Origin of the sequence: Marinomonas rhizomae (genome assembly GCF_024397855.1) — a bacterium.
Lineage (GTDB): Bacteria > Pseudomonadota > Gammaproteobacteria > Pseudomonadales > Marinomonadaceae > Marinomonas > Marinomonas rhizomae_A.
On sequence record NZ_CP073343.1, the window covers coordinates 4004523 to 4029917 of the forward strand.

The following is a 25395-nucleotide window of genomic DNA, read 5'->3' on the forward strand; positions in this document are numbered from 1 at the left end:
AAGCTGCTATCTCCTCGGCCGCCTGTAAACAAGCGGCGCTTCTCTCAAATGGGTCAGACTGATTCGTTCACAACGCTTGGTTCGTTTCATTACAAACCAAGCGCTATAACAGCGTGTTTTATTCCGGACGTTGACGAGTACTTGCCAATAGCGCGCCTAAACTGGCGGCTTTTGGCTTCACTAGCCAGAACTTGCCAATGTAGTCATAGAAGTTTTCTAAGATCTCTTGGCCCCATTCGCTGTCAGTTTCTCGGACGTATTCTTCGATCACAGAGCGAAGGTGTGAACGATACTCTTCCGTTAATTCCGTACCGATACGGTGAATTTCCACCAATTCATGGTTGTACTTATCCACGAAGGTACGGTCTAAATCGAGTACGTAAGCGAAACCGCCTGTCATACCCGCACCAAAGTTGTAACCGGTGTTACCAAGTACTGTCACCATACCGCCGGTCATGTATTCACAGCAGTGGTCGCCTGCACCTTCAATAACGGTATGAGTACCTGAGTTACGTACCGCAAAGCGCTCACCAGCCGTACCCGCTGCAAACAATTTACCGCCCGTCGCACCGTACAAACAGGTGTTACCGATAATGGCAGAATCTTGTGATTTGAAGACAGATCCTTTTGGAGGACGAATAATCAACTTGCCACCGGTCATGCCTTTACCAACGTAATCGTTCGCATCACCTTCTAGGTACATATGTAAGCCGCCAGCATTCCATACACCGAAACTCTGACCCGCTGTACCGGTCAGTTTCAATGTTAGTGGCACATCAGACATACCTTGGTTACCGTAGCGTTTCGCAATCTCACCCGACAAACGCGCACCGATAGAACGGTCACAGTTGGTCACGTCAAAAGCAAACTCACCGCCTTCTTTCTCTTCAACCACTTCTTTTACCGTATCCCACATTTTCAAAGCTAATAAGCCTTTATCGTGTGGTGGGTTAAATGGCGTCTGACAGTACTGTGCTTTGTCTGCTGAAATCAGATCGTTTTGCAATATTGGTGATAGATCCAAGTTGCGTTGTTTGTCCGTTTCACCCGGCAAGATAGATAATAGATCTGTACGACCAATCAAATCTTGTAAGCTGGCAACACCCAACTTCGCTAACCATTGACGAGTATCTTCAGCCATAAAGCGGAAGAAGTTTTTAATCATTTCAACGGTGCCGATGAAATGCTCATCGCGCAGCATTTGATCTTGAGTCGCCACACCTGTCGCACAGTTATTCAAGTGACAAATACGCAAGAATTTACAACCCATGGCAACCATTGGCGTCGTACCAAAGCCAAAGCTTTCCGCACCCAGAATCGCCGCTTTCACAACATCCAAACCGGTTTTTAGACCACCGTCTGTTTGTAGACGAATGTTGCCGCGAAGATCGTTAGAACGAAGGGCTTGTTGCGCTTCTGCTAGACCCAACTCCCATGGCGAACCCGCATGGCGGATCGAGGTCATTGGCGACGCCGCTGTACCACCATCATAACCAGAGATGGTAATCAAATCCGCGTAGGCTTTTGCAACACCTGCCGCAATCGTACCAACACCTGGTTCAGAAACCAGTTTTACTGATACCAAGGCATCTGGGTTAACTTGTTTCAAATCGAAAATCAGCTGAGCCAAATCCTCAATAGAATAAATATCATGATGCGGTGGAGGTGAAATCAAGGTAACACCCGGAACTGCGTAACGTAGACGAGCGATTAAGCCGTTTACTTTACCGCCAGGCAACTGACCACCTTCACCTGGTTTGGCGCCTTGCGCTACTTTAATCTGCAACACTTCTGCGTTAACCAAATACTCTGGTGTGACACCAAAACGGCCAGAAGCGATTTGTTTGATCTTAGAACGACGTTCAGTTCCGTGACGAGCAGGATCTTCACCACCCTCACCAGAGTTTGAACGACAGCCTAATTCGTTCATCGCTTGCGCCAAGGCTTCATGAGCTTCTGGGGACAAGGCCCCCAAAGACATGCCAGCAGAATCGAAGCGAGGAAGAATAGCCTCAATAGATTCAACATCGTCCAACGCAATGGCTTTCGCTTTATCAGATAAAGTAAACAAGTCACGCAACATAGACGCAGGACGATTGTTCACTAGATCAGTGTATTTGGTAAAATCTTCAAAGCGCCCACTGCCTACAGCAACTTGCAAGTTACGCACCACATCTGGGTTAAAGGCATGGTATTCCGCTTCATGGACGTATTTTAGATAACCACCCTGTTGAATCGGTTTACGCAACTTCCAAGCATTGTTCGCGATGGATTCTTGATCTTTTTGGAAATCTTCAAAACGCGCACCTTTAATTCGACTTGGAACGCCTTTAAAGCATAGCTCGACCACTTTCGTATCCAAACCTACGGCTTCAAATAACTGCGCACCACGATAGGAAGCGATCGTTGAAATACCCATTTTAGAGATGATCTTCATCAAGCCCTTGTTAATACCTTTGCGGTATTTAACGTGGCAAGCAATTGGATCACCCAAAACTTCGCCTTTATCGACCATGTCGTTAATCAAACGATAAGAAAGGTATGGATAAACCGCTGTCGCACCAAAACCTAACAACACAGCAAACTGATGAGGATCACGAGCAAAACCTGTGTCTGCAATGATATTTGAATCGCAACGCAAACCTTGCTTAGACAAATGATGGTGCACAGCACCCACTGCCATTGGTGCAGGGATAGGCAAGTGGCCTTTTTCGATATCACGATCCGTCAAGACCAAGATAACTGCGCCATTACGTACCACCTCTTCCGCTTTTACTTGCAAGTCTTTAATCGCTTGCTCAAGGGAAACTTTTTCAGGATTGTAATTTGTATTCACACGAACCAAACGGAAACGGTGATCATCTAATGCCAACAAACGGCTGTATTTGCGTGGTGACAATACAGGTGAAGACAAGATAATTCGATTGGCGTGTTTTGGCGTTTCTTCAAATAAATTTCGCTCTACACCGATGCACGTTTCCAACGACATCACCACAGATTCACGTAGTGGATCAATTGGTGGGTTGGTCACCTGTGCAAACTTCTGACGGAAATAATCTGTCACTGGGCGAGTTTGGCTAGACATAACGGCCATCGGCGTGTCATCACCCATAGAACCAACGGCTTCATGACCGCTTTCAGCTAAAGGGCGGAAAATTTGCTCTCGTTCTTCAAAAGACACTTGGAACATCTTTTGATAAGTGGACATTTCTTCTTTAGTGAAAGGTTCAAACTCAAGAGACGATTCTTCCAACAAAGATTCAATACGAATCGCTTCCTGCTTCAACCATTTTTTGTATGGGTGCATGGATTTAAGGCGATTATCAATGTCATCCGTGTGCAGCACCTTGCCGTTTTGCGTATCAATAACTAGCATTTGACCAGGACCAACACGCCCTTTTGATACAACATCTTCTGATTTGTAGCCATAAGTGCCGACTTCAGAAGCCAGCGTAATAAAGCCATTCTTAGTAATAACCCAACGAGCTGGACGCAAACCGTTACGGTCAAGCATACAAACCGCATGACGACCATCGGTCATTACCAAGCCTGCTGGGCCATCCCAAGGATCCATGTGCATAGAGTTGTACTGATAGAAAGCACGCAACTCTGGATCCATGTTTTCAACGTTTTGCCATGCTGGTGGAATAATCAAACGTGCCGCACGGAAAATATCCACACCACCCGTGACCAAGACTTCCAACATGTTATCCATAGAAGAAGAGTCAGAACCTGTTAGGTTAACAATCGGCTGAAGGTCTTGGAGTTCTGGAATCAACGGCGTGCGCAGCTTGCTGCTACGAGCCAGTGCCCAGTTACGGTTACCTTCGATAGTATTGATCTCACCGTTGTGCGCCAACATGCGGAACGGTTGCGCCAACGGCCACTTAGGAAGCGTATTAGTAGAAAAGCGTTGGTGGAAAACACAAATCGCAGTTTGCATTTTTTCGTTGCCCAAATCTTTATAAAAGAAAGGCAAATCCACTGGCATCATAAGGCCTTTATACGCCAACACTTTGTCGGACAAAGAACAGATGTAGAAGTTTTCGTATTGCGCCAACGCGATTTCAGCTTGGCGACGAGCGACAAACAAACGTGTTGCAAAAGTACGAGCATCCATACGATTGCTGTCGACAAATACTTGCTCAATACGAGGGAGGCAATCCATCGCGATAACACCAAGGCAAGACGCATCGATTGGCACTTCACGCCAACCAACAACATTCAACCCTTCGTCGGTCAGCTTTTTTGTTAAGGTTTCACGCTGTTCACTTGCCAGCGCGTCATCTTGATCAAGGAACACCATGCCGATACCGTAAAGGTCAGACAAGGTATGATTAAATAAAGCGTGTGCTTCACCACGTAAAAACAGATCCGGCTTTTGGATAAGAAGACCACAGCCGTCACCCGTTTTGCCATCAGCAGCGATGCCGCCACGGTGTGTCATACATGTCAAAGACTCAATGGCTGTCTTAAGTAATTCATGGCTAGTATTGCCTTCCATATGAGCAATTAAGCCAAAGCCACAGTTGTCTTTGAACTCGCCAGGACGATAAAGGCCTGCATTCATACACCAACTCCCACAGTTGAAACGTAAAATAAATAAAGATTAGATATAAATTCGATTATCAGGCGGCTGGGCTAAAAAGCGAAAGCGTGAAAGAACTCGCTTCGAGAATGACTATCATCTACCCAAAATACCACCGAAATGGACGATCATACTACCCTGACGCAGAGCACTACTCAAACGAGCATAGGCATGCTTTATGTTATTTTGGCGTTTTTTATAGGGGTTTTAGCGGCAAATAACGCGGACTTAGAGAATTATCTATGGCTGGAGTTTTTGCAAACAGAAAATTCCACTGTTCATTCATGTTTTTCAGTGGATTACAGTTAATTTTACTAAATTTATAAATTTGCCATACAAAAAGCTCACAAAAGTGTCTTTTAACGACATATTTTCGACTCAAATACATGGCGAATGGCTAGGTCAACCCAGACTGTAGCTGCCTTGGCACTATTTCGGGTGATGCAAAATCACTGAGCTTTCTTAATATCGTCCTGTATGCCACGAGCACTTCGTGCCCAAGGGTTAAGATCTCGAATATCTTTAGGTAGGGTTTCTGCGGCTGCGATAGCTTCACTACGGTTACGATAAGTGCCATACACAACGACGAACCAATCTTTGCCATTGTGTTTTGATTTAAAGTAGCCAAAAGCATCCACTCCGCCCTGATCACGAATAAAGTCCTGAACAGTACCTTTATTGTGTGTCCCTAATAACTGCAAGGTATAACGATTTGGGTTCTGCGATAACCACCACTCCGTCTTATCAAAACGATCTTGTGAGACTTTTAGATTAGCTTGCTCGTTTTTAGGTGACACTTCTTCTGCTGGAGCATCAATAGTAGGTGCTGCTTGCGCTAAAGGAGCTTCAGCACGAATAGGAGCCGTTGAGATAGCAGGTGCCACCATTGAAGGCGTGTTCGACTGCTGTGCCATTTGGCCATTTGAAGTACTTATCGGTGGTAATGATGTCCCTGCTGGGATTGGTGGAAGTATGATCTCACCTTCCTGACCTATCTTACGCTGCATAGCATCTATACGGGCAATCGTGTCAGGAGATGACTGTCCTTGCCTTGGACTCAAAGGAATAACATTACTCGTTCTATCCGCTGCAGAGGATGACGTCGAAGGTTTATCAGACTGCTTATCAGAAAATAACACTGCAACCAAAATCCCCAACATAACCACGGAAAGCAGCGCCATGTGCGCTAAAGGAAAGCCAATAGCGAGGTTGAAACGCATACCTGATTTTACGGGCTTATCACCATTGCCCATCATGGCTTGGGCAAGTTGGTTGATTCGACCCGGGTAACCACCAGATTCTTGATAAATCTGTTTCACTTGCTTGTCATTAAATGGCAAATTAATCCCGCCACCGACCGCACGAACACGATGCAACAGATAAGCACGAGTTTGCTCTAGTGAATAAGGCGCTAAGGTAAAGGAATGGCTCAATTGTTCATAACGAGATCGTTGGTACGCATCTAGGTTGCGCGAAAGAGGATATTCACTAAACAGGACAATATGAGGCACCGTTTGATTTTCTGTTGCCAACGACATCATATCGAGCAACATGCTCACCGCATCGGTATTTAGCTCTTGGGCATTATCAATTAAGACTAAGGCCGCTTGACCTTTCTCATCTAAATCATGAGAAAACTTAAGCAAGGGGCCGAAGGTGGTTTCATTTGGCGGCTGTGTAAAATGACTCGCAAAACCAGCATAAATAGCCTGCAGCAACTGCCCAGCCGTCATCAGCATAGTGCCTTTAACATGGCTAACGACCGTCGTGTCATCTTGGTGGCGAGCGAACTCCATTAAAAAACGACTTTTACCGCTGCCTTGCGGGCCTTGGACGACAGATAATAAACTACTGTATCGACTCAAGTGCTCAAGCAACGCCAGCTGTTGATTGCCTTCCTCGGACGCAAAATACAGTGATGCGTCTTTCGAGCCAAAAGGATCCCTCAGCGTAGCTTTTGGCGGCTGATTAAGCGCATCCTCTAGATCAAACTGAAAGTCTGGCTTAGGCATAATCGTCCTTTAACGTTAAATAACTAACAAAAGTCAGCAAGATTAAACAAGGCTAGCTTGCTTACTCGCTTCAAGTGCATCTAGAAGACTAGAGTTAAAGTCTTCCATCGGAAAATCCGACGTAACAATCGCGTAGCCCAATGCACCAAGCAATACCAAACGCAAGCTACCATCCAATACTTTTTTATCCAGCGCCATACGTTCAACAAAACTCTCAACCGTCATTTCGACAGGTGGTAAGACTGGCAAGTTTGCGGCTTGAAAAAGTGCCACAGAACGGCTGACATCTTGTTCTGATAGATTACCCATACGCCAAGAAAGATCGACCGCTAACATACTACCAGCAGCAACGGCTTCACCGTGCAACCATTTGCCATAGCCCATTTCAGTTTCAATCGCATGACCAAACGTATGGCCTAGGTTTAAAATAGCACGAATGCCACCCTCTCTCTCGTCTTGAGCAACGACATTCGCCTTTGCTAAACAAGATCGGTAGATAGCTTCACTAATTTTATCATTGTCTAATGCCATCAGTTGGGGCATTTCTTGCTCTAGCCAATCAAAAAACGGCACATCGCAAATCAAACCGTATTTAATGACTTCTGCCATCCCTGCGGACAATTCACGCTGGGGCAAGCTCAATAATGTTTCTGTATCGATAATCACGGCTTGAGGCTGATAAAACGCACCTATCATATTTTTTCCAAGCGGATGGTTCACGCCTGTTTTTCCACCGACAGAAGAATCTACTTGAGATAACAAAGTTGTTGGCACTTGAATAAAAGGCACACCGCGCTGATATGTCGCCGCAGCGAATCCAGCCATATCACCCACTACGCCTCCACCTAAAGCTATAACCGTAGTAGTTCGATTGTGCTTTGCTTCCAATAAAGCAGACATGATCATGCCATAGGTTTCTAACGTCTTATACACTTCACCATCGGGTAAAATACAGGTGTCAACTTTATACTCCGAAGATAACATAGACACCATAGACTCTAGGTATAAAGGAGCAATGGTGTCATTGGTGACTATCATGACTTGTTTACCATGAATGGCATCATCAAAAAGAGCTTTCTGCTGACGGATACCACTACCAATAAAAATAGGGTAGCTACGATCGCCAAGATCAACGGTTAACGTGCGCATTAGGATACAGTTATCTCCATTTTAAGATGGCGCTTGATCGCATCGAGCACCTTATTAGCAACAGAACGGGGATGACGAGAGTCTGTTTCAATCACTAAAGTCGCCACCTCTCTATAAAGAGGGTCACGTACTTCAAATAGTTTTTTTAATGTAGCTCTCGGATCACCAGTTTGTAAAAGTGGTCGATGAGTACTTTTTGAGGTGCGATACAGTTGCTGCGCCACGGAAGCGTACAAATACACCACCAGCGCATTCTCTCGAAGAATGTCTCTGTTTTCTTCGCGCATCACGATTCCACCACCGGTTGCTAACACGCAGTCACCTTTGTCAGATTCAGCGATTGAGGCCAGTGCTTGCGTCTCGCGTTTACGAAAACCGTCTTCTCCTTCCCGTTCAAAAATCCAAGGAATGTCTGCGCCGGCATTATCTTCTATAACTTTATCAAGGTCATAAAATTCTTTATCCAGCGATTGAGAAATCAAACGGCCTATCGTCGTTTTTCCTGCGCCCATCGGGCCTACTAAAATAATATTGGGGGCTTTTATCATTGTATTCAATTACGTCGGGGTTAAGCAGATTTAGACTGCGGCCTAGTTAACTGACATTTGTAGCAGCTTTGGTGTAATAAATACAAGTAATTCAACCTTTTCTTGCTGCTCTGAACGTCTTTTAAACAGCTCACCCAGCAAAGGAATGTCACTAAAGAAAGGCACTCGACTCTCTGATTCAAAGCGTTCTTCGCGAAAAATCCCACCTAAAACAAGTGTTTCTTGGTTTTTCACCACCACCTGTGTTTTTAAACGATTGGTTTTTAAGCTAGGAACACCATTAACTAATTCGCCAACAGAATCTTGATGAATATTTAACGATAACAAAATATGTTCGCCGTCTTTTACAAACGGCGTCACTTCTAACATGAGCGCTGCTTGGCGAAATTCAATACTCACTTTATCGTCACTAACCGTTTGATAAGGTACTTCCGTTCCAGACTCAATTCGAGCCGGTTGACCTTCCGATGTCACAATTTTAGGTTTTGACACCACATCAGCTAAACCTTCGCTTTCCATCATGTCCAAAGTGAGCGCCAATAAGCTAGATCCGCCAAGACTGGAAAAGTCTAAACTCGTCGTTGGCGTCAAGGCACCTAAATCAATAGCGCCACCCATCGATGATCGAACCCCATCAGACAACTTAGCTTGCCAGTTTACTCCAAATTGCGATTGAGCAGTTCGACTCACTTGAGCGATTTGTGCGCTGATTTCAATTTGTCTTAACGGTGAATCTAACCAAGCAAGCGTTTCCTGAACGCCTTCGAAGGCAGCACAAGAATTAAGTAATAATGGAATTGGTTCGCTCATCGACCACTAAAGAAATATCAGGGTATAACGTTTTTAAATGCAAACCGACGTCTTTTGCTTTGGCATGTTTCAACAACCAATAGGACCTCTGGCACTCAGCTGCCACATTCCCAGCACCTTCCACCAATAAGGTTTTCGCTGGCATAAGAACAGCCACCGGCCCTTGCCACTCAAGCTGAATATGGGGTTGTTGGGCAACGGCCTCCAACACATCTTTCCAGCTGGCATCCTTTATCGAAAGGGTTAATACGTCATCGATTTCCGGGCTAATCACCACACTTTCATTCATCTGCGATGCCAACCAAGGTAACATTTCTTGTATTGGTCGCGACTCAAAATATACGTCCATCGCCAATATACTGCGAGGCACCATGAGGGAAGACACAAGCAAGCATTGGATTATCAGTCTATTCATCGCTCTCTTCCTTTTCACGTACAACCAATGCTTTTTCCGAACCATCTTTGGAAATCAAGGTAACGCGATCAAAAGAGACACCATTAACAGTTACACCTGCATCAGGTAACCAACTCCCCTCGCTCACCCAATGACGAGTATCTTTGTAGGCGACTAAAGCGGACGTTTTATCGCCCATTCGCATGGTTGACAGTAACTGCCAATCATTCTGCTCAAAGCGGCTCATACGTAATTTGGTCGGTAACCAATTATGGTACTCCCTGTTCGCCTTGGGGGCCTCAAGAGAAAACAATAAATGGCCTCGCCAATCCCCGTTTTTGTCTCTTTGCCAAGATGCCGCCAGTAACCCCAGTGCATATCGCTCTTCCACTTTTTCAAGCACCGCTTGCCATTCATTAAGAGATGCCGCTCCCCTTATAGACCATTGCGTTGGAATACCCTCTTCAGAGTCTTCCACTCTGTGTTGCACCCATGGCTCATCAAGCAAACTCATATTGCGTAGTCGATTCGCTTGTTGCTGCGTTTTTGTCCAGTCGGCCTCAGCTCGCGCTTTCAATTTAGCCTGTCTATTTAGCTCATCTTGAGCTTGAGACAAGAATGGATACCAGATAGCAGTTTGCACGAGAATCAGCAGTGATACCGCTGAGCCATTGATATTGCTTAAAGAAGATTTACTCGCTTTTAAATACTTTGATAGAGACATCCACCACCTCCTTTTGAGCCAATGGAGAAGCAAGGTGATGTGGCTTTTGTTCAACTTCCCAGCGCCAATCTGAATTATGTTGCCGCCATACCACTAACAAGAGCGCCAAGTCTTTTGCAGGCAATGTCATTTTCAGGAAAGCTCGTTGATCTTCACTTTCAAAATACCCGAGACGAGCCGACATAGGTAAAGCTTGAATTAAGCCCAATACTGAGGCAGAAAATTCATTACTATCATGACTAGACGACCACGCAGACTGAGTGGCTTGTATCGCTTGACGCTCGGCCTGTGCATATTTCGACTCTTGTTCTAAAAAGAAAAAATAAGCAGAGGCCGAACTATGCAGCAGCAAACTCAATACCACCAAATACCAACAAAGCCGTCGAGTTTTTAAGCGCTTCTGTTTTTCCGGCTGATACAATGACAAAGCGCGCAAAGAGCAAGATAACCAAGAGCGCTTACGCGGTGATATTGCTTCCCATTGCCCTATTGGCATAAGCAAACACGTCTTAGAAATCGATAGAAAGGGCAAACTCAGTTGCTCCGCCCACCCGCTTGAACAAGCATAAACGGCCAACTGGGACTGTTGCGCTGATAACGCCTCATATTGATAACTAAACAGTAAACTATCAGGTGGCGAAAATGTCGTCTCCACGGCATAACTCAATGCGGCCAAAGGACGTAACGAAGAAGGTATAAGGTGATCAACTCTATGCTGTGACACAGATAACCAAGCATCAGGCACTAAAATAATGACTCGAGAACAAGCAAACTCTTGATCGTTTTTTAGGCTGTTATGGATGGCATCTAATTGCTGCGAATCGGGCAGTGGGGCATTTCTTGGAGCGGAAAGGTCCGCTAAATTGGCCGTTTTGCTAGAACTATAAAATTTGCATTCCTGAGCTGAATAAACAGCCACAGAATAGTCAGACATAAGCTTCATCATTCGTCCTTGAAATAATAAGCAACCGTGTAAAGTTTTTAGTTAGGCTTCTATGCCAAAATTTTTATCAAGATAACACGATTTGCTGCAAAGTTAACCGCCTATTCTGTGATCATCTTAGGTATAATGCCACTTTCTCATTCTGTATTACTTGAATTTATATGGCTAAGACACTCAAAATACTATTCTTTCTAGGTCTTTTTGGAGCACTGTGTGCAGCAGGAATCACCTACGCGGTTTATTACAACGTAAAAGACCGTATCCCTACCGTTGCTGAATTAAAAGACATCGAGTTAAGGATACCACTGCGTATTTACACCGCCGACAACCAACTTATTGGTGAATTTGGTGAGCAACGTCGTAGCCCGATCAATTATGCAGAAATCCCTCAAAACTTAGAACATGCTATTTTGGCAGCCGAAGACACCAACTTTTATCACCACCCAGGCGTTGATATTCTTGGCCTAGGCAGAGCGGTTTTTCAGCTCATCACCACTGGGCAAAAACAAGGTGGCGGCAGTACCATTACTATGCAGGTAGCACGAAATTACTTCCTGTCTTTTGAGCAAACCTATACCCGTAAGTTTACCGAAATCTTTATCGCCTTAAAGATGGAACGGGAACTTAGCAAACATGAAATCCTTGAGCTTTACGTCAACAAAATCTACCTAGGTAATCGCGCTTATGGCTTCGAAGCCGCCGCGCAAGTTTACTATGGTAAAAACCTAAGCGAGCTTGATCTTGCACAATTGGCAATGATCGCTGGCCTGCCAAAAGCGCCCTCTCGCTTTAACCCAGTGGTAAATCCTTCTCGAGCCTTGATTCGTCGTAACTGGATTTTGCAGCGTATGTTGTCGCTCGGTATGATTGATAAAGACGCCTACCAAAACGCCGTTGAAGCGCCAATTACTGCAAAGAACCACGGCGTTATGCCTGATATAGAAGCGGGCTACATTGCCGAAATGGTTCGCTCTGAACTTTACAGCACTTTTGGGGATGACCTTTATAGCACTGGCATGACAGTCTATACGACAATTGATTCTAACCGCCAAAAAGCCGCTAATGAGGCCGTTTTCAATGGTGTGCTAGATTATGACATGCGTCACGGTTACCGTGGCTCTATTGAGACCCGTATTGACCTGATTGATGCACCATTAGAAGAACAAGAAAAAGCCCTACAAGACGTAGAGCGATTTAACAACTGGCAAACAGCATTGGTTATTTCAACAACAGAAACCACTGCTGACGTTCGTTTGGCGAACGGCCAACGCGCGACCCTGCCGTGGGATGCTATGAAATGGGCAAAACCATATATTAACGAAGATGCACAGGGTAAATCGCCTTCCGTTGTATCGGATGTTTTAGTGCCTGGTGATATTGTTCGTTTGCGCCCAGGCAATAAACTCGAATGGTTACTCGCACAAAAACCTGAAGTACAAAGTGCGCTGATCTCGTTGAACAGTAAAGACGGTGCTATTCAAGCTTTAGTTGGCGGCTTTAACTTCTACGAAAACAAATTCAACCGTGTCACTCAGTCCAAACGCCAACCTGGATCGAATTTTAAACCCTTTATTTATGCGAGCGCGTTAAACCGAGGCTACACCGCCGCCAGTATTATCAACGATGCGCCAGTGGTCTTTAACGACTCTAACCTAGCGTCAGCATGGCGACCAACCAACGACGGTGGCAAGTTCTATGGCCCAACTCGTTTACGCCAAGGACTCTATCGCTCGCAAAACATCGTCTCTGTTCGTTTGCTTGACGAAATGGGAGTAAGACCAACTCTCGAGTTCTTACGTCGCTTTGGGTTTGATCCAAATGAGTTACCGCACAACCTATCTTTATCTTTAGGTAGTGCCAACTTATCCCCACTGCAAATCGCCACTGGGTATGCGGTTTTCTCTAATGGCGGTTATCAAGTACAACCTTACTTAATAGATAAAGTCATAGACAGAAACAACGAAACACTATTCCAAGCCAACCCTGTGACGGTTTGCTCAACTTGCACTCCGCTGGAAAAAAGCAACGATGGCGAGCAACAAATGGGATTATTTAACACCCCTGAAGGCATTCGTAGCTTGCCAATAGCACCACAAGTACTCGACCCAGAAGTAAACTATATCACCTACGATATGATGCGAGATGTTATTAAATACGGCACAGGACGACGCGCAAGAGTACTTCAGCGTGATGACCTCGCTGGCAAGACAGGTACCACAAACGATGGTCGTGATGCATGGTTTTCGGGCTTCAACGGTAATTTAGTCACTTCGGTTTGGAGTGGTTTTGATAACTCATCCCCTCTAGGTCGCGGCGAATGGGGTGGCTCAGTTTCATTACCACCTTGGATTGACTACATGCGTGAAGCACTAAAAGGTACGCCTACTGATTTCGTAGCCAAACCGTCCTCTTTGGTCACCGTAAGAATCGATCCAAATACTGGAGAACGTGCATTACCGGGGCAATCTAATGCGATTTTTGAGATATTCAGAAAGGATCATGTGCCGCCACAACGTGACGTAAACCTACCAACCTTTAACAACAATGTTGGTGATGAAGCACAGGAAGAGAAACAAGAAAATAACGTCTTAGAGAATTTATTCTGATCGCAGTTTGTTATTTACACCAAAAATGCCAGCCTAAGTGCTGGCATTTTTTATTTAACAGCCCATTAACTCCACTTAGGCTGAGGTGCTTGATAAGCTTGAAAAGCTGATAAAAGCATCTCTGGTGTGTTGGCTTTAATAATCATGTCAATATAGGACTGCTTCACAAAACCAGCCTGTTGCATACTTTCCACCATAGTAAACATTGGATCGTAAAAGCCATTTATATTATAAAAAGCACAAGGTTTGCCATGTAGACCGAGTTGCCCCCAAGTCCAAACTTCAAACATTTCCTCTAGTGTCCCTACCCCTCCAGGAAGCGCGACAAAAGCATCGGCCAACTCACTCATCTTAGCTTTTCGCTCATGCATATTAGCGACCACATGTAGTGCCGTTAAACCTGTATGAGCAATTTCCTTGGACTCAAGGTGCGCCGGAATCACACCGATAACCTTACCACCAGCTTGTAAAGCTGAATTAGCAATGACTCCCATTAAGCCTACATTGCCTCCGCCATAGACAATGTCCACTCCTTGTTCCGCAAGATATACACCCAAGGCTTTCACTCCATCAGTATATTCAGGAGAGTTTCCCTCAGCAGAACCACAATATATTGCTACTTTCACACTAACGCTCCTTGCTTATAATCAGATAACACCCATTGATTCATTAAGAAAATAAATACTCAAACAATACAAATAAAAAAGGCGACTCCTTATTAGGGAGTCGCCTTTTTAGCAGATCGAGATTCGATTAAGCACCGAAATGATCTAGGCTCTCAAGCGGGTAAAAATCTGGGTATGGAAGCATTGCCACACCTGAATCAACCGCTGCGCGAGCAACCGCTGCAGACACTACGTTAAGCAAACGAGAATCCATTGGTTTTGGCAAGATGTACTCTTTGCCGAAGCTCAATGGCGCGCCACCGTAAGCCGCCACAACGTCTGCTGGGGCTTCTTCTTTAGCAAGGTCTTTAAGTGCATGAACCGCTGCCACTTTCATTTCTTCGTTGATCTTAGTCGCACGAACGTCTAAAGCACCACGGAAAATGAATGGGAAACCAAGAACATTGTTTACTTGGTTAGGGTAATCAGAACGGCCTGTTGCCATGATCAAATCATCACGAGTTGCGCGAGCAAGCTCTGGATTGATTTCTGGATCAGGGTTGGAACAAGCAAAAACGATTGGGTTAGCTGCCATTTTAGCAAGCTGGTCAGCAGACAATAGGTCTGGACCTGATACGCCGATAAATACGTCAGCACCATCAATTGCGTCATCAAGAGTACGCTTATCAGTCGCCGTCGCAAACATGGCTTTGAACTGGTTCAAATCAGTACGGCCAGAGTGGATTACGCCATTACGGTCAAGAACGAAGATATTTTCGCGCTGTGCACCACAAGCAATAATTAGCTTCATACACGCTGTCGCAGCGGCACCAGCACCAAGACAAACGATTTTAGCGTCTGCAATGTCTTTACCTTGAAGCTCTAACGCATTCAAAAGACCAGCGGCAGTAACAATCGCGGTACCGTGTTGATCGTCATGGAAAACAGGGATAGAGCAACGCTCAATCAACTGACGTTCGATTTCAAAACACTCAGGTGCTTTGATGTCTTCTAAATTAATACCGCCGTATGTGTTCGCAATACGAGCAACGGTATCAATAAAAGCTTGTGGGCTTTCAGATTCAACTTCCACATCAACAGAGTTAATGCCAGCAAAACGCTTAAACAATAAACCTTTACCTTCCATTACTGGCTTGCTTGCCAATGGACCTAGGTTACCCAATCCAAGAATTGCCGAACCATCAGAAATAACAGCGACTAGGTTGCCTTTACCTGTGTAGCGGTAAGCCGCTTCTGGATCTTTCGCAATTTCACGACAAGGTTCAGCCACACCTGGGCTGTAAGCTAGAGAAAGGTCACGAGCGGTCGCTGTTGGTTTAGTAATAGTGACGCTCAGTTTTCCTGGAACTGGATACTCATGGTAATCCAGTGCAGCTTGCTTTATATCTTCTGCCATTATGATGTTTCCGTCTATTTGGTGTAATTAATTAGTTTTATCATAGCCAAACTGGGCCTTGTTCCCAAGCCTACAAAAGCTTCGAAAGTGGCACCTTATAATTTTGTTTCGTCAGAATAATCGATCTACTCAATACTTTAAAGCGCAAAACCATAGGAATATTCTATCATTCAATGTTTGACAGAAGCCTTGATTTCAAGCAAATCATTAGGATGTCTTACAGAAAGCACCCAAGATTTAAAGTCAGAATAGCGACTTTTCCTTTGATGTTGCCAACCACGTACTTCAATTTCCTTACCCTCAAGATAAAACACTTTTTGGGCAGGCCAATAATCAGTCACGTATGGTGGTAAATTGATCACTAGATCCTGATCGGTTTCTAGCCACCAACCTCCTCGGTTCCGAGTAATTGAAGTAATATTGACACGGGAGATTGCAAATCCAGCTTTTGGCTGCCATTGCAAATTTTGCTGCCATAATCCCTTATGCGCATTACGAGCTGCGGTTTCAGCCGCCTCAAAACAGTCTTGATAGGCTAAGTTTGGAGGAACAGCAATACGATAACCAAGTCCTTCGGATAGTAACTGACTCGTCAATGAAATACGATCTTTATCGAACAGGTAATACAGATACCGACCGTATCTATCGCGCTCGTTCTTTGCTGTTTGGATGTAAACAAATTGATCAAGACGAGAGCGAAGGAAGTCTGTCGCGGCTACCGCGTAAGGTTCATGGTTGCCTTTTTTGTGATCAAGTTCTGGCGTATCAAGGCCCACCAGCCGAATTTTTCGGCCATCAACAAGGTGTATGGTGTCGCCATCAACCACTCTCTTGATCTTCGCTTTTTCGAGTTCGCCGATTGCCGTACAGGTTGCGGCTGTTGTAGCAACCTGCGCTTGAACGGCTAAGGACAAAAACAAAAAAAGCGCCAAGAGAACTTGGCGCTTTTTTAATGCGATCACTATCATGCCACCAATTACTTAGTAGTACGACGCGCTCCGAAACGTTTGTTGAAGCGATCAACACGACCACCAGTATCAACCATTTTCTGTTGACCTGTGTAGAACGGGTGACAGTTGCTGCATACGTCAACGTGAAGGTCGCTACCTAAAGTAGAATTTAGGTTTAGAGTGTTACCACAAGTACAAGTAGCAGTAACTGCAGAGTAATTTGGGTGGATATCTTTTTGCATGGTATTTACCTTATAGTTTGGTGTGCCGCCACTTGATCGATATAAATGGGCTTTCGCCACGTCAAGCACCGCACGTTTCGTTGTACAGACATTGTACAGTGGAGCCAAGAGTCGCGTATTTTAGGGATCTATTGCCTAATCAGCAACCTTTTTTCATGCTTTTCTCATAAAATTGTGGCTCGCACCGACCCACTACTCTGACGTACACTTACGAAATGATCAAGACTTCCTATTTTTGCTTTACTAAACAAGGTCTAACCTAACGCATGTCAGAGGCGCTTCTTACTCCTTATCCTTTTATCAAAGTCGCTTTGCCAGTGCCAATGCGCACACTGTTTGACTACAAAGTCCCCAAAGCGATTGCATTAAGGCACGAACTGAAGCCTGGTATGCGGGTCAAAGTGCCTTTTGGTAAAAGCAGCCGACTTGGCGTTATTGTCTCACTAAGCGAAACCAGTGATTGGGACCCTGATCAAGTTAAACCACTGACGTCGATGCACGATCAAAGTCCAGTCATTACCAAAGAGCTTATGACATTATGTGAATGGGCGGCACGTTACTATCATCATCCGATTGGCGACGTTATTTTTCACGCTTTGCCTGTTTTGCTTCGCAAAGGTGAAAGTGCCGAGTTCCGCACAGAAAACTGGTGGCTTACTACCCCTGAAGGACAATCTTTACCACTTGAACAACTTAGCAGAGCGCCGCGCCAACAAGACTTCCTAAAAGCGGTACAGCAACATCCTAATGGCTTAAGCCAGCATTCCGTTTCTGTTTTAGACCTTGCTCCAGCAGCCGGAAAAAGCTTAGAAGAAAAAGGCTTATTGCGCCGAGAACCTCGCTCCTTCAACAAAGGCGGCGAAAAGCACGCCCATCAAACTCAGGTCCCCCCAACACTCAATCCGGAACAAATGCACGCTACAGAGCATTTGTTAGATTATCGCCATCAGTTCAATGTGGCGCTATTAGACGGGGTGACAGGCAGTGGTAAAACCGAAGTTTTTTTGCGTGTTATGGAACGCCTGATCGAAGAAGGCAAGCAGGTTCTAGTGATGGTGCCGGAAATCGGCCTAACACCGCAAACACTAAAGCGCTTTGAAATCCGCTTCAACACCGACATCGTCTTAATGCACTCCAATATGAGCGACAGAGAGCGTCTGGATGCTTGGTTATTGGCTGCTAGCGGTCACGCCAAAATTATTATCGGCACAAGATCTGCGGCTTTCATCCCTGCGCCGAACCTTGGCATGATAGTCATTGACGAAGAACACGATACCTCTTATAAACAGCATGAAGGCTTTCGTTATCATGCTCGCGATCTTGCCGTTAAACGCGCCCAAGCACTAAATATTCCTGTTCTACTCGCCTCGGCCACACCATCTTATGAGAGCCTAACCAACGCCCTGCAAAAGCGCTTTGCTTGGCTCAAACTTCGTCAACGAGCAGGCAATGCCCATATTCCAGAAATGGAAAGAGTGGACCTGCGAGGCAAGACTCTCGTTCATGGCTTTAGCGAACACGCCCTCGCGAGCATGAAGCTGTGTTTAGAACGCAAAGAACAAGTCTTAGTATTTTTAAACCGTCGTGGTTATGCACCAACCTTAATGTGTCACCAGTGTGGCTGGATTGCCGCCTGCGATCACTGCGATGTAAATCTAACCGTGCATAAACGTGCCAACAAGCTGCATTGTCATCATTGCGATACGCAAAAAGCACTGATCCGTACTTGCCCTGAATGTCAGTCGGAAGAATTATTTACCGTCGGGGAAGGAACTGAGCAAGTGGAAACTCAGCTTAGTACGCTTTTTAAGGATGTACCGATTTTACGCATTGATCGTGATAGTACTCAGCGCAAATCCGCGATGGCGAAGCTCACCCAAAAAATCCATGAACATGACCAAGCCATTCTTATCGGTACGCAAATGCTGGCAAAAGGCCATCACTTCCCGAATGTCACACTTGTTATCATCATGGACGCTGACGCGGGATTATTTTCTTCCGATTTTCGTGGTATGGAACGAACCGCTCAGCTCATCACCCAAGTCGCTGGTCGTGCCGGTCGCGCAAAAAAACCAGGGCACGTATTACTACAAACCTATCACCCAGATCATGCCGCTATCGAATGTTTATGTAATCTTGGCTACGAACATTTTGCGATTGATGGTTTGGCTGAACGTAAATCTCTTTCTCTGCCGCCCTTTTATCATCAGGTCATCATCAGAGCTGAGTCGGGCAACGAACAAGAAGCCATGCAGCTTTTATCCGCTATGAGAAACGACCTCGAACCCTACTTTGCCAAAGATGTTTATCTCGTTGGCCCGTATGCTGCCATTATTGTGCGCAAAGCAGGACAGCACCGTGCTCTAATTTCGATCAAAGCCGCGCAGCGTGCCCCTTTGCATCAAGCGACGCAAATGATGACTGACTGGTTAGAAAAATCCACCAAACAACATAAAATTCGTTTTGCAATTGATGTCGATCCACTGGAAACTTACTGATCTTGCACGCATAATGTGCGCAACTTTCACTCCGTTTATTTTATTTACGCTAAAGCTAACAGCAAAAAGCCCAAATTATGTTTAATCCTGTTCAAATTGCAGCAAAAGGAAGTCGCCCAAAGAAAGGGGCGACACGTAGATCGCCACCACCGCCAAAACGCAAAACCGCATGGTGGTTATGGCTTCTTGTTCCCGCAATCCTCGTGGCTTTTATTTATGGATTGACGCAACTAAATCAAGTATCGCCCAAGCCCAAACCTAAACAGATAACAATTGAAAAGCCTAAGCCCGCAGCGCCTAAACCCAAGCCGGCCCCAGTAAAAGAAAAAGCGCCAGTGCCTGTGGCTCCGAAAAAAGACACTTTTGAGTTTTATCAAATTCTGCAGGATAGCGAAGTAGATACCAGTCACGTTGATGCCTATCAGTCTACGCCTCGTGGCGAACAAGATTTTTATTACATGCTGCAGGCTGCGTCTTTCCGCAGTCCAGAAGACGCTGACCGTATGCGCGCTAAACTAATTTTATCTGGCATGGTAGAAACCAGCGTTCGCAAAACAATCGGCAAAGGTGAGCAACCTTGGTACCGTGTTGTTCTCGGTCCTTATGAATCACGCTCTAAAATGAACCGAGCAGAAGATAAGCTCGTTTCTATGGATATTGCGTCCTACTCTTATAAAGTCAAAAAAGAGCAATAACCTTCCCTTACCATCTCGTATAGATTGCATACAGAAAGTGAAAGCGGACTCTGTATGCAATCCTTGCTTGAAATCTTCTGGCTTGCCCCCATTTCGTTAGAATCGAAACTGGAGTAGACCATGACAACAATTCTTACTGTACGCAAAGGCAACCAAGTCGTCGTCGGCGGCGATGGACAAGTATCTTTAGGCAACACTGTTATGAAAGGCAATGCTCGTAAAGTACGTCGCCTATACCATGGCGAAGTGATTGCTGGCTTCGCTGGCGGTACAGCGGATGCTTTCACCCTGTTCGAACGCTTCGAAGGCCAGCTAGAAAAACACCAAGGCCAACTTGTTCGCGCCGCCGTCGATCTTGCCAAAGACTGGCGATCCGACCGCGCATTACGCAAGCTAGAAGCCATGCTGATAGTCGCCAACAAAGACAGCACACTGATCATTACAGGAACGGGCGATGTTGTTGAGCCGCAACACGGCGCATTGGCCATTGGCTCTGGTGGTAACTACGCAGAAGCAGCAGCTCGTGCTTTAATCGACAACACAGATCTAACAGCAAAAGACATTGTCGAAAAAAGCCTTAATATTGCAGCAGACATCTGTGTCTTTACCAATCACAGCTTAACTATCGAAGAAATTACTATTGATGCGCAACTTGAAGACAAGTCTAACTAACATGCTTTCAACGCATATCGATAGACTTTAAAACGACGCAGATAACATCATTCAAGAACATAGAAGAGAATTGATAATGAGCAGCATGACCCCAAGAGAGACGGTTAACGCCTTAGACAACCACATTATTGGTCAGCAAAAAGCAAAGCGCGCAGTCGCCATCGCATTGCGTAACCGCTGGCGTCGTATGCAACTTCCAGAAGACATGCGTGCGGAAGTTACGCCTAAAAACATTTTGATGATTGGGCCAACAGGTGTTGGTAAAACCGAAATAGCTCGTCGTTTAGCCAAGCTATCTAACGCACCATTCATCAAGATCGAAGCCACTAAATTCACCGAAGTAGGCTATGTTGGTCGCGATGTTGAATCCATCATCCGAGATCTAGTTGAAATGGCGATCAAAATGCTGCGCGAGCAAGAAACCGCAAAATTGCGCCATAAAGCTGAAGACGCAGCAGAAGACCGTATTCTTGATGTGCTATTACCACCCGCTCGTGGTGGCGATCCTGAACTAGAAGACAACAGCACGCGCCAGACTTTCCGCAAGAAATTACGCGAAGGTCAATTGGACGACAAAGAAATCGACATCGACCTTGCCGATTCTCCAATGGGCGTAGAAATCATGACACCTCCTGGTATGGAAGAAATGACCAGCCAGCTTCAAAACATGTTTTCTAGCTTTGGTTCACAGAAAACCAAAAAGCGTAAGATGAAAGTCAAAGAAGCATTACGCCAAGTTCGTGATGAAGAAGCGGCGAAACTGGTTAACGAAGAAGAGCTAAAAGCCCGTGCGGTTGAAGCGGTTGAGCAAAACGGTATCGTGTTCTTAGATGAAATCGATAAAGTGGCAAAAAGCTCTGAACGCTCTGGTGGTGAAGTTTCCCGTGAAGGCGTACAACGAGACTTATTACCATTAGTTGAAGGCTGTACCGTTAGTACAAAATACGGCATGGTCAAAACCGATCATATCTTATTTATTGCGTCTGGTGCCTTCCACTTATCTAAGCCTTCAGACCTTATTCCTGAGCTACAAGGCCGTTTACCAATTCGTGTTGAATTAGATGCACTAACAGTAAACGACTTCAAACGTATATTGGTTGAACCAAGCGCCTCTTTAACGAAGCAATACGTGGCGCTGGCGAAAACAGAGCACATTAATCTGAATTTTACCGAAGAAGGTATTCATCGCATTGCCGAGATCGCGTTCCAAGTGAACGAACGCACTGAAAATATTGGTGCTCGTCGATTGCACACGGTACTTGAACGCTTACTTGAAGAGGTGTCTTATTCAGCAAGCGATATGCCTGACGATCAGACAGTCGACATTACTGCTGCGTACGTAGATGAACAACTTGGCGAAATCGCCGAAAACGAAGACTTGAGCCAATACATTCTGTAATTGACTCATACTTTTACAAGAAAAGCGTTTCTTTAGAAACAGCCCCTTCATTGAAGGGGCTTCCATAGGACACTGAGATCATGACAACGCCTGCGCCAACTAATATCAACTACCACAAGCAATCTCGCGAGTTGGCCATTACTTTTGCTGATGGTCAAAGTTTTCGCCTTAGCGCTGAGTTCTTACGCATTCACTCCCCTTCTGCCGAAGTTCGCGGTCATGGCTTGCAGATTCCCATTTTGCAATACGGCAAAAAAGACGTTGCGATTAATAACGTCGAAGGCGCAGGCAATTATGCACTGAAGATTTCCTTCGATGATGGCCACGATACTGGTCTCTATACTTGGGAATATCTCTACAATATTGGCAAAAACCATGATGAACTCTGGAAAATGTATCTAGATCGCCTTGAAAAAGAAGGCCAGACACGTGAAACTTCAATGATTCAAATTCACCAAGTTTAGTTTTAACCGCATTTTAGCAATCATTGGAAAATTTCTTATGGGATCACTCAGTTTATCGGCACTCAGCGCCATTGAAAATGCGATCAACCTCGCCCTTAAACAAGACACACCTTCCCAAGATCGCCTAAGCAAATTGGCAGGACAACAAGTCTTTCTTTATGTAGAAGACTTTTCCTTCATTTTGCAGATTCATATTCTAGAGCAAGGTGTGATGCTAAACCGCCCAGAAAGCCTAGACGGGATTGAACTAGATCCGCGACTGGATACCCTTGTACAAGGACCGAGCGCCGCGTACCGAAAATTGCTTGAAGGCGACGGCTTCTTTGATGGCGATTTACGTATCCAAGGAAATGCTCAAGCCTTAATGACATTGCATAAAGTAATGGAAAACTTCGAGTTCGATTGGGAAGGATTGCTTGCTGATCACATCGGCGATTTATCGGCAGCAGCTCTAGCTCGCCTACTTCGCGCCCAATGGTCTTGGAGCAAAGAATTCGCCACCAACGCCAGAATGCAGATGGTTCATCATCTACAAACCGACAGCCAACTGCTGCCAAGCAAAATTGAATTCAACAACTTTGTCGATGAAATAGAGCGCTTTGGTACCTTGATTGATCGTACGGAAGCCAAAATCAGAATCCTTGAGAAGAAAAGCTAAAACCGCCTTTCTTCTCTTTCCTCATGCCTCACTGGTTTTTGCTCGACTGAAATACACACCAACAATCGTTATGACAAAGCCGATAATCTGAATCATGGTCATAGATTCGCTGAACAAAAAGTAACTTTCGACCGCGGCTAATGGCGGGGCCAATAACAGCATTGTAGACACCTGTGATGCGCGGACTTTTCTCAATAACCACACCATCAAGAAAACGCCGCCGCCAGATAAAACCAGTACGCCCCAGATAACGAGTAAGAACGATTCCAACTGCACTGCAAATAAGGTCTCACCGAGTAGCAACATAAAGCCAATCGAGACCACACTCGCCGCGAGATTTTGAATCGCCATTGAGCTGAAAATATCAGACGATGATATCGACATTTTCTGATAGGTCACACCAAGAGAAAGAGTAAATATCGCCGCAAAAGCCAAGGTAAATGTCAGCAAAGTGACGCCACCATGGCTCATATCTAACTCTAGTGCTGGACTGATAACCAACACTAACCCAATGATGCCAACAAGCATGCCGATGACGCCTTTCAGAGACGTTTTTTCTTTGATCAACAAGAAGGCAAGTAGCGCCACTAAGGCTGGCTGTAATGCGCCAATTAAGGCCATAACGCCAGCCGGTAGGCCTTTTGCAATGGCAACATAGGCAAAGCCCAAGTAAAAACCATTCATCAACATACCGGCAATAATATGCTTTGGTAAGTCATTCCACGCAGGAAAGCGTCGACGCTGCCACAAGGCGATGCCAAGAAACAGCAAGCCCGCCAACACAAAACGAATACTTAAAAAAACGTTAGGATCAATCAGACCGACGATAAGCTTGCCAGTGATAAAGCCTGTTGACCAAATCAATACTAAGAGCACATATAAAAATGCCATACAAAATCCCTTTTAACTTCTCGTTATGAGAAGCAGTTTCTAATGTCTTCGCTAGAAGAACCTAAACCTATCAAAAAACTCAATTTCACAAATGCGGCTTCATAAGTCATATCCTCTCCTGAAACTACACCCGCTTTAACCAATGCAGAACCTGCAGCATAAGCGCCTGCCGCCACGCTTCCCGCGCCACATTGACTCACATTGACAATCACCACGCCGCGCTCTGAAGCGGCTTGTAATAGCGCTAAAAGATCAGGATCTTTATCAGGGGCATTACCAGCGCCATAACTTAATAACACCGCGCCTTTTACGTTTTCACTCAACAACCCTTGCCAATGAGCAGCTTGAACACCAGGGAAGACAGGCAAAATAGTTACAGAACCTTCTTGCATTTCTGGAATCTGAATTTGCATTGGTTGCTTAGCAACATCGACAGAGCGCCAGCGCCAATCGATGCCTAACACGCCTCTCTCTGGGCAGTTTGGAGAACTGAAGGCTTGCCAATCACTGGTGTGCGCTTTATGAGCTCGGTCGCCTTCGATCAAACGACCAGCGAAGAATAGAAACACACCTTTTTTATAGTTTTCACAAGTAAGCTCTTCACAAGCAGAGATAGCACCCATCACATTAATCATGGCATCAGTTCGCACCTTATACATAGGCACTTGCGAACCAGTCACAATAATAGGTTTATCACTATGGGCAAACATGAAAGACAACGCCGCTGAGGTATAAGCCATAGTATCTGTGCCATGCAGAACAATAAAGGCATCGAAGTCATGCCATTTGCTTTCTATATCACGAGCGATGGTTTGCCAGTCTTTCGGCGTAGCATTGGATGAATCAATCAAGCTTGGGTAACTAGCGATCACAAAATCGTGAGCAAGTTCATCAGCTGCGTTTAAATGTTGAGTTAAGTGATCTGCAAACGCCGCATCGGGGATTAAGCCTTGCTCTGAAGGCACCATACCAATCGTGCCGCCAGTATAGGCAATATAAATCTTCATATGCTGATTCTTCCTCTTTATTAATCCTATTTTACGTGCGGATTATGTCACTTAAGATTTAAAACATAAAAGGCGCTAATCGATTAGAAAAGCGCCTTTTAATTTATTCGTTAAAGCAGTAGA

At 45.2% G+C, this 25395-nt stretch carries 21 protein-coding genes; 7 read left to right on the forward strand and 14 right to left on the reverse strand.

Annotation, left to right across the window (positions count from 1 at the left end; genetic code table 11):
• Nucleotides 1-118: 118 nt before the first annotated feature.
• From gltB to KDW99_RS18820, 8 genes are all read right to left on the reverse strand, one after another.
• Entirely contained in the window at nucleotides 119-4570 is a 4452-nt protein-coding gene (gene gltB, locus KDW99_RS18785) for a glutamate synthase large subunit (protein ID WP_255826963.1), read from the reverse strand.
• Between the two features lie 467 nt (nucleotides 4571-5037).
• Nucleotides 5038-6600, reverse strand: coding sequence for an SPOR domain-containing protein (locus tag KDW99_RS18790; RefSeq protein ID WP_255826965.1), 1563 nt, complete (start codon nucleotides 6598-6600; stop codon nucleotides 5038-5040).
• A 42-nt stretch (nucleotides 6601-6642) separates the two neighbouring features.
• Nucleotides 6643-7749: a 3-dehydroquinate synthase gene (gene aroB / locus KDW99_RS18795; RefSeq protein ID WP_255826969.1), complete on the reverse strand. Its 1107-nt coding sequence runs from the start codon at nucleotides 7747-7749 to the stop codon at nucleotides 6643-6645.
• Nucleotides 7749-8297: a shikimate kinase gene (locus KDW99_RS18800; RefSeq protein ID WP_255826970.1), complete on the reverse strand. Its 549-nt coding sequence runs from the start codon at nucleotides 8295-8297 to the stop codon at nucleotides 7749-7751. The genes aroB and KDW99_RS18800 overlap by 1 nt, the downstream gene beginning before the upstream one ends.
• 42 nt (nucleotides 8298-8339) lie before the next feature.
• The gene (locus tag KDW99_RS18805) at nucleotides 8340-9107 is read right to left on the reverse strand and encodes a hypothetical protein (RefSeq protein ID WP_255826972.1); all 768 of its coding nucleotides are present in this window, start codon (nucleotides 9105-9107) and stop codon (nucleotides 8340-8342) included.
• Entirely contained in the window at nucleotides 9079-9522 is a 444-nt protein-coding gene (locus tag KDW99_RS18810; RefSeq protein ID WP_255826973.1) for a hypothetical protein, read from the reverse strand. Before KDW99_RS18810 ends, KDW99_RS18805 begins: the two co-directional genes overlap by 29 nt.
• Nucleotides 9515-10225 (reverse strand): hypothetical protein, encoded by a 711-nt coding sequence (locus KDW99_RS18815; protein WP_255826975.1) that lies wholly within the window; start codon nucleotides 10223-10225, stop codon nucleotides 9515-9517. Before KDW99_RS18815 ends, KDW99_RS18810 begins: the two co-directional genes overlap by 8 nt.
• Nucleotides 10194-11159, reverse strand: coding sequence for a hypothetical protein (locus KDW99_RS18820; RefSeq protein ID WP_255826976.1), 966 nt, complete (start codon nucleotides 11157-11159; stop codon nucleotides 10194-10196). Before KDW99_RS18820 ends, KDW99_RS18815 begins: the two co-directional genes overlap by 32 nt.
• 170 nt (nucleotides 11160-11329) lie before the next feature.
• On the opposite strand from KDW99_RS18820, the gene KDW99_RS18825 reads away from it, so the two are divergent.
• Nucleotides 11330-13774 (forward strand): penicillin-binding protein 1A, encoded by a 2445-nt coding sequence (locus KDW99_RS18825; protein ID WP_255826977.1) that lies wholly within the window; start codon nucleotides 11330-11332, stop codon nucleotides 13772-13774.
• Nucleotides 13775-13839: 65 nt separating this feature from the next.
• On the opposite strand, the gene KDW99_RS18830 is transcribed toward KDW99_RS18825, so the two are convergent.
• The 4 genes from KDW99_RS18830 to rpmE form a co-directional block, all read right to left on the reverse strand.
• The gene (locus tag KDW99_RS18830) at nucleotides 13840-14400 is read right to left on the reverse strand and encodes a TIGR00730 family Rossman fold protein (RefSeq protein ID WP_255826979.1); all 561 of its coding nucleotides are present in this window, start codon (nucleotides 14398-14400) and stop codon (nucleotides 13840-13842) included.
• A 127-nt stretch (nucleotides 14401-14527) separates the two neighbouring features.
• Nucleotides 14528-15796, reverse strand: coding sequence for a malic enzyme-like NAD(P)-binding protein (locus KDW99_RS18835; RefSeq protein WP_255826980.1), 1269 nt, complete (start codon nucleotides 15794-15796; stop codon nucleotides 14528-14530).
• A gap of 170 nt (nucleotides 15797-15966) precedes the next feature.
• Entirely contained in the window at nucleotides 15967-16764 is a 798-nt protein-coding gene (locus tag KDW99_RS18840) for a thermonuclease family protein (protein ID WP_255826981.1), read from the reverse strand.
• A gap of 8 nt (nucleotides 16765-16772) precedes the next feature.
• Complete coding sequence (gene rpmE / locus KDW99_RS18845; protein WP_255829315.1) at nucleotides 16773-16988, reverse strand: 50S ribosomal protein L31; 216 nt, start codon at nucleotides 16986-16988, stop codon at nucleotides 16773-16775.
• 266 nt (nucleotides 16989-17254) lie between these two features.
• On the opposite strand from rpmE, the gene KDW99_RS18850 reads away from it, so the two are divergent.
• The 6 genes from KDW99_RS18850 to KDW99_RS18875 all read left to right on the forward strand — a co-directional run bounded on the left by KDW99_RS18850 (nucleotide 17255) and on the right by KDW99_RS18875 (nucleotide 23374).
• Nucleotides 17255-19486 (forward strand): primosomal protein N', encoded by a 2232-nt coding sequence (locus tag KDW99_RS18850; protein WP_255826984.1) that lies wholly within the window; start codon nucleotides 17255-17257, stop codon nucleotides 19484-19486.
• Nucleotides 19487-19563: 77 nt separating this feature from the next.
• Nucleotides 19564-20181: an SPOR domain-containing protein gene (locus KDW99_RS18855; protein WP_255826985.1), complete on the forward strand. Its 618-nt coding sequence runs from the start codon at nucleotides 19564-19566 to the stop codon at nucleotides 20179-20181.
• Nucleotides 20182-20301: 120 nt separating this feature from the next.
• Complete coding sequence (gene hslV, locus KDW99_RS18860) at nucleotides 20302-20853, forward strand: ATP-dependent protease subunit HslV (protein ID WP_255826994.1); 552 nt, start codon at nucleotides 20302-20304, stop codon at nucleotides 20851-20853.
• A gap of 76 nt (nucleotides 20854-20929) precedes the next feature.
• Nucleotides 20930-22252: an ATP-dependent protease ATPase subunit HslU gene (hslU, locus tag KDW99_RS18865; protein WP_255827013.1), complete on the forward strand. Its 1323-nt coding sequence runs from the start codon at nucleotides 20930-20932 to the stop codon at nucleotides 22250-22252.
• 80 nt (nucleotides 22253-22332) lie between these two features.
• Nucleotides 22333-22716: a gamma-butyrobetaine hydroxylase-like domain-containing protein gene (locus KDW99_RS18870; protein WP_255827016.1), complete on the forward strand. Its 384-nt coding sequence runs from the start codon at nucleotides 22333-22335 to the stop codon at nucleotides 22714-22716.
• A 37-nt stretch (nucleotides 22717-22753) separates the two neighbouring features.
• The gene (locus KDW99_RS18875) at nucleotides 22754-23374 is read left to right on the forward strand and encodes a ubiquinone biosynthesis accessory factor UbiJ (protein WP_255827017.1); all 621 of its coding nucleotides are present in this window, start codon (nucleotides 22754-22756) and stop codon (nucleotides 23372-23374) included.
• A 21-nt stretch (nucleotides 23375-23395) separates the two neighbouring features.
• Here KDW99_RS18875 and KDW99_RS18880 read toward each other — a convergent pair whose 3' ends face one another.
• Nucleotides 23396-24265: a DMT family transporter gene (locus KDW99_RS18880; protein WP_255827018.1), complete on the reverse strand. Its 870-nt coding sequence runs from the start codon at nucleotides 24263-24265 to the stop codon at nucleotides 23396-23398.
• 23 nt (nucleotides 24266-24288) lie between these two features.
• Nucleotides 24289-25272 (reverse strand): type I asparaginase, encoded by a 984-nt coding sequence (locus KDW99_RS18885; RefSeq protein WP_255827020.1) that lies wholly within the window; start codon nucleotides 25270-25272, stop codon nucleotides 24289-24291.
• Nucleotides 25273-25395 lie beyond the last annotated feature (123 nt).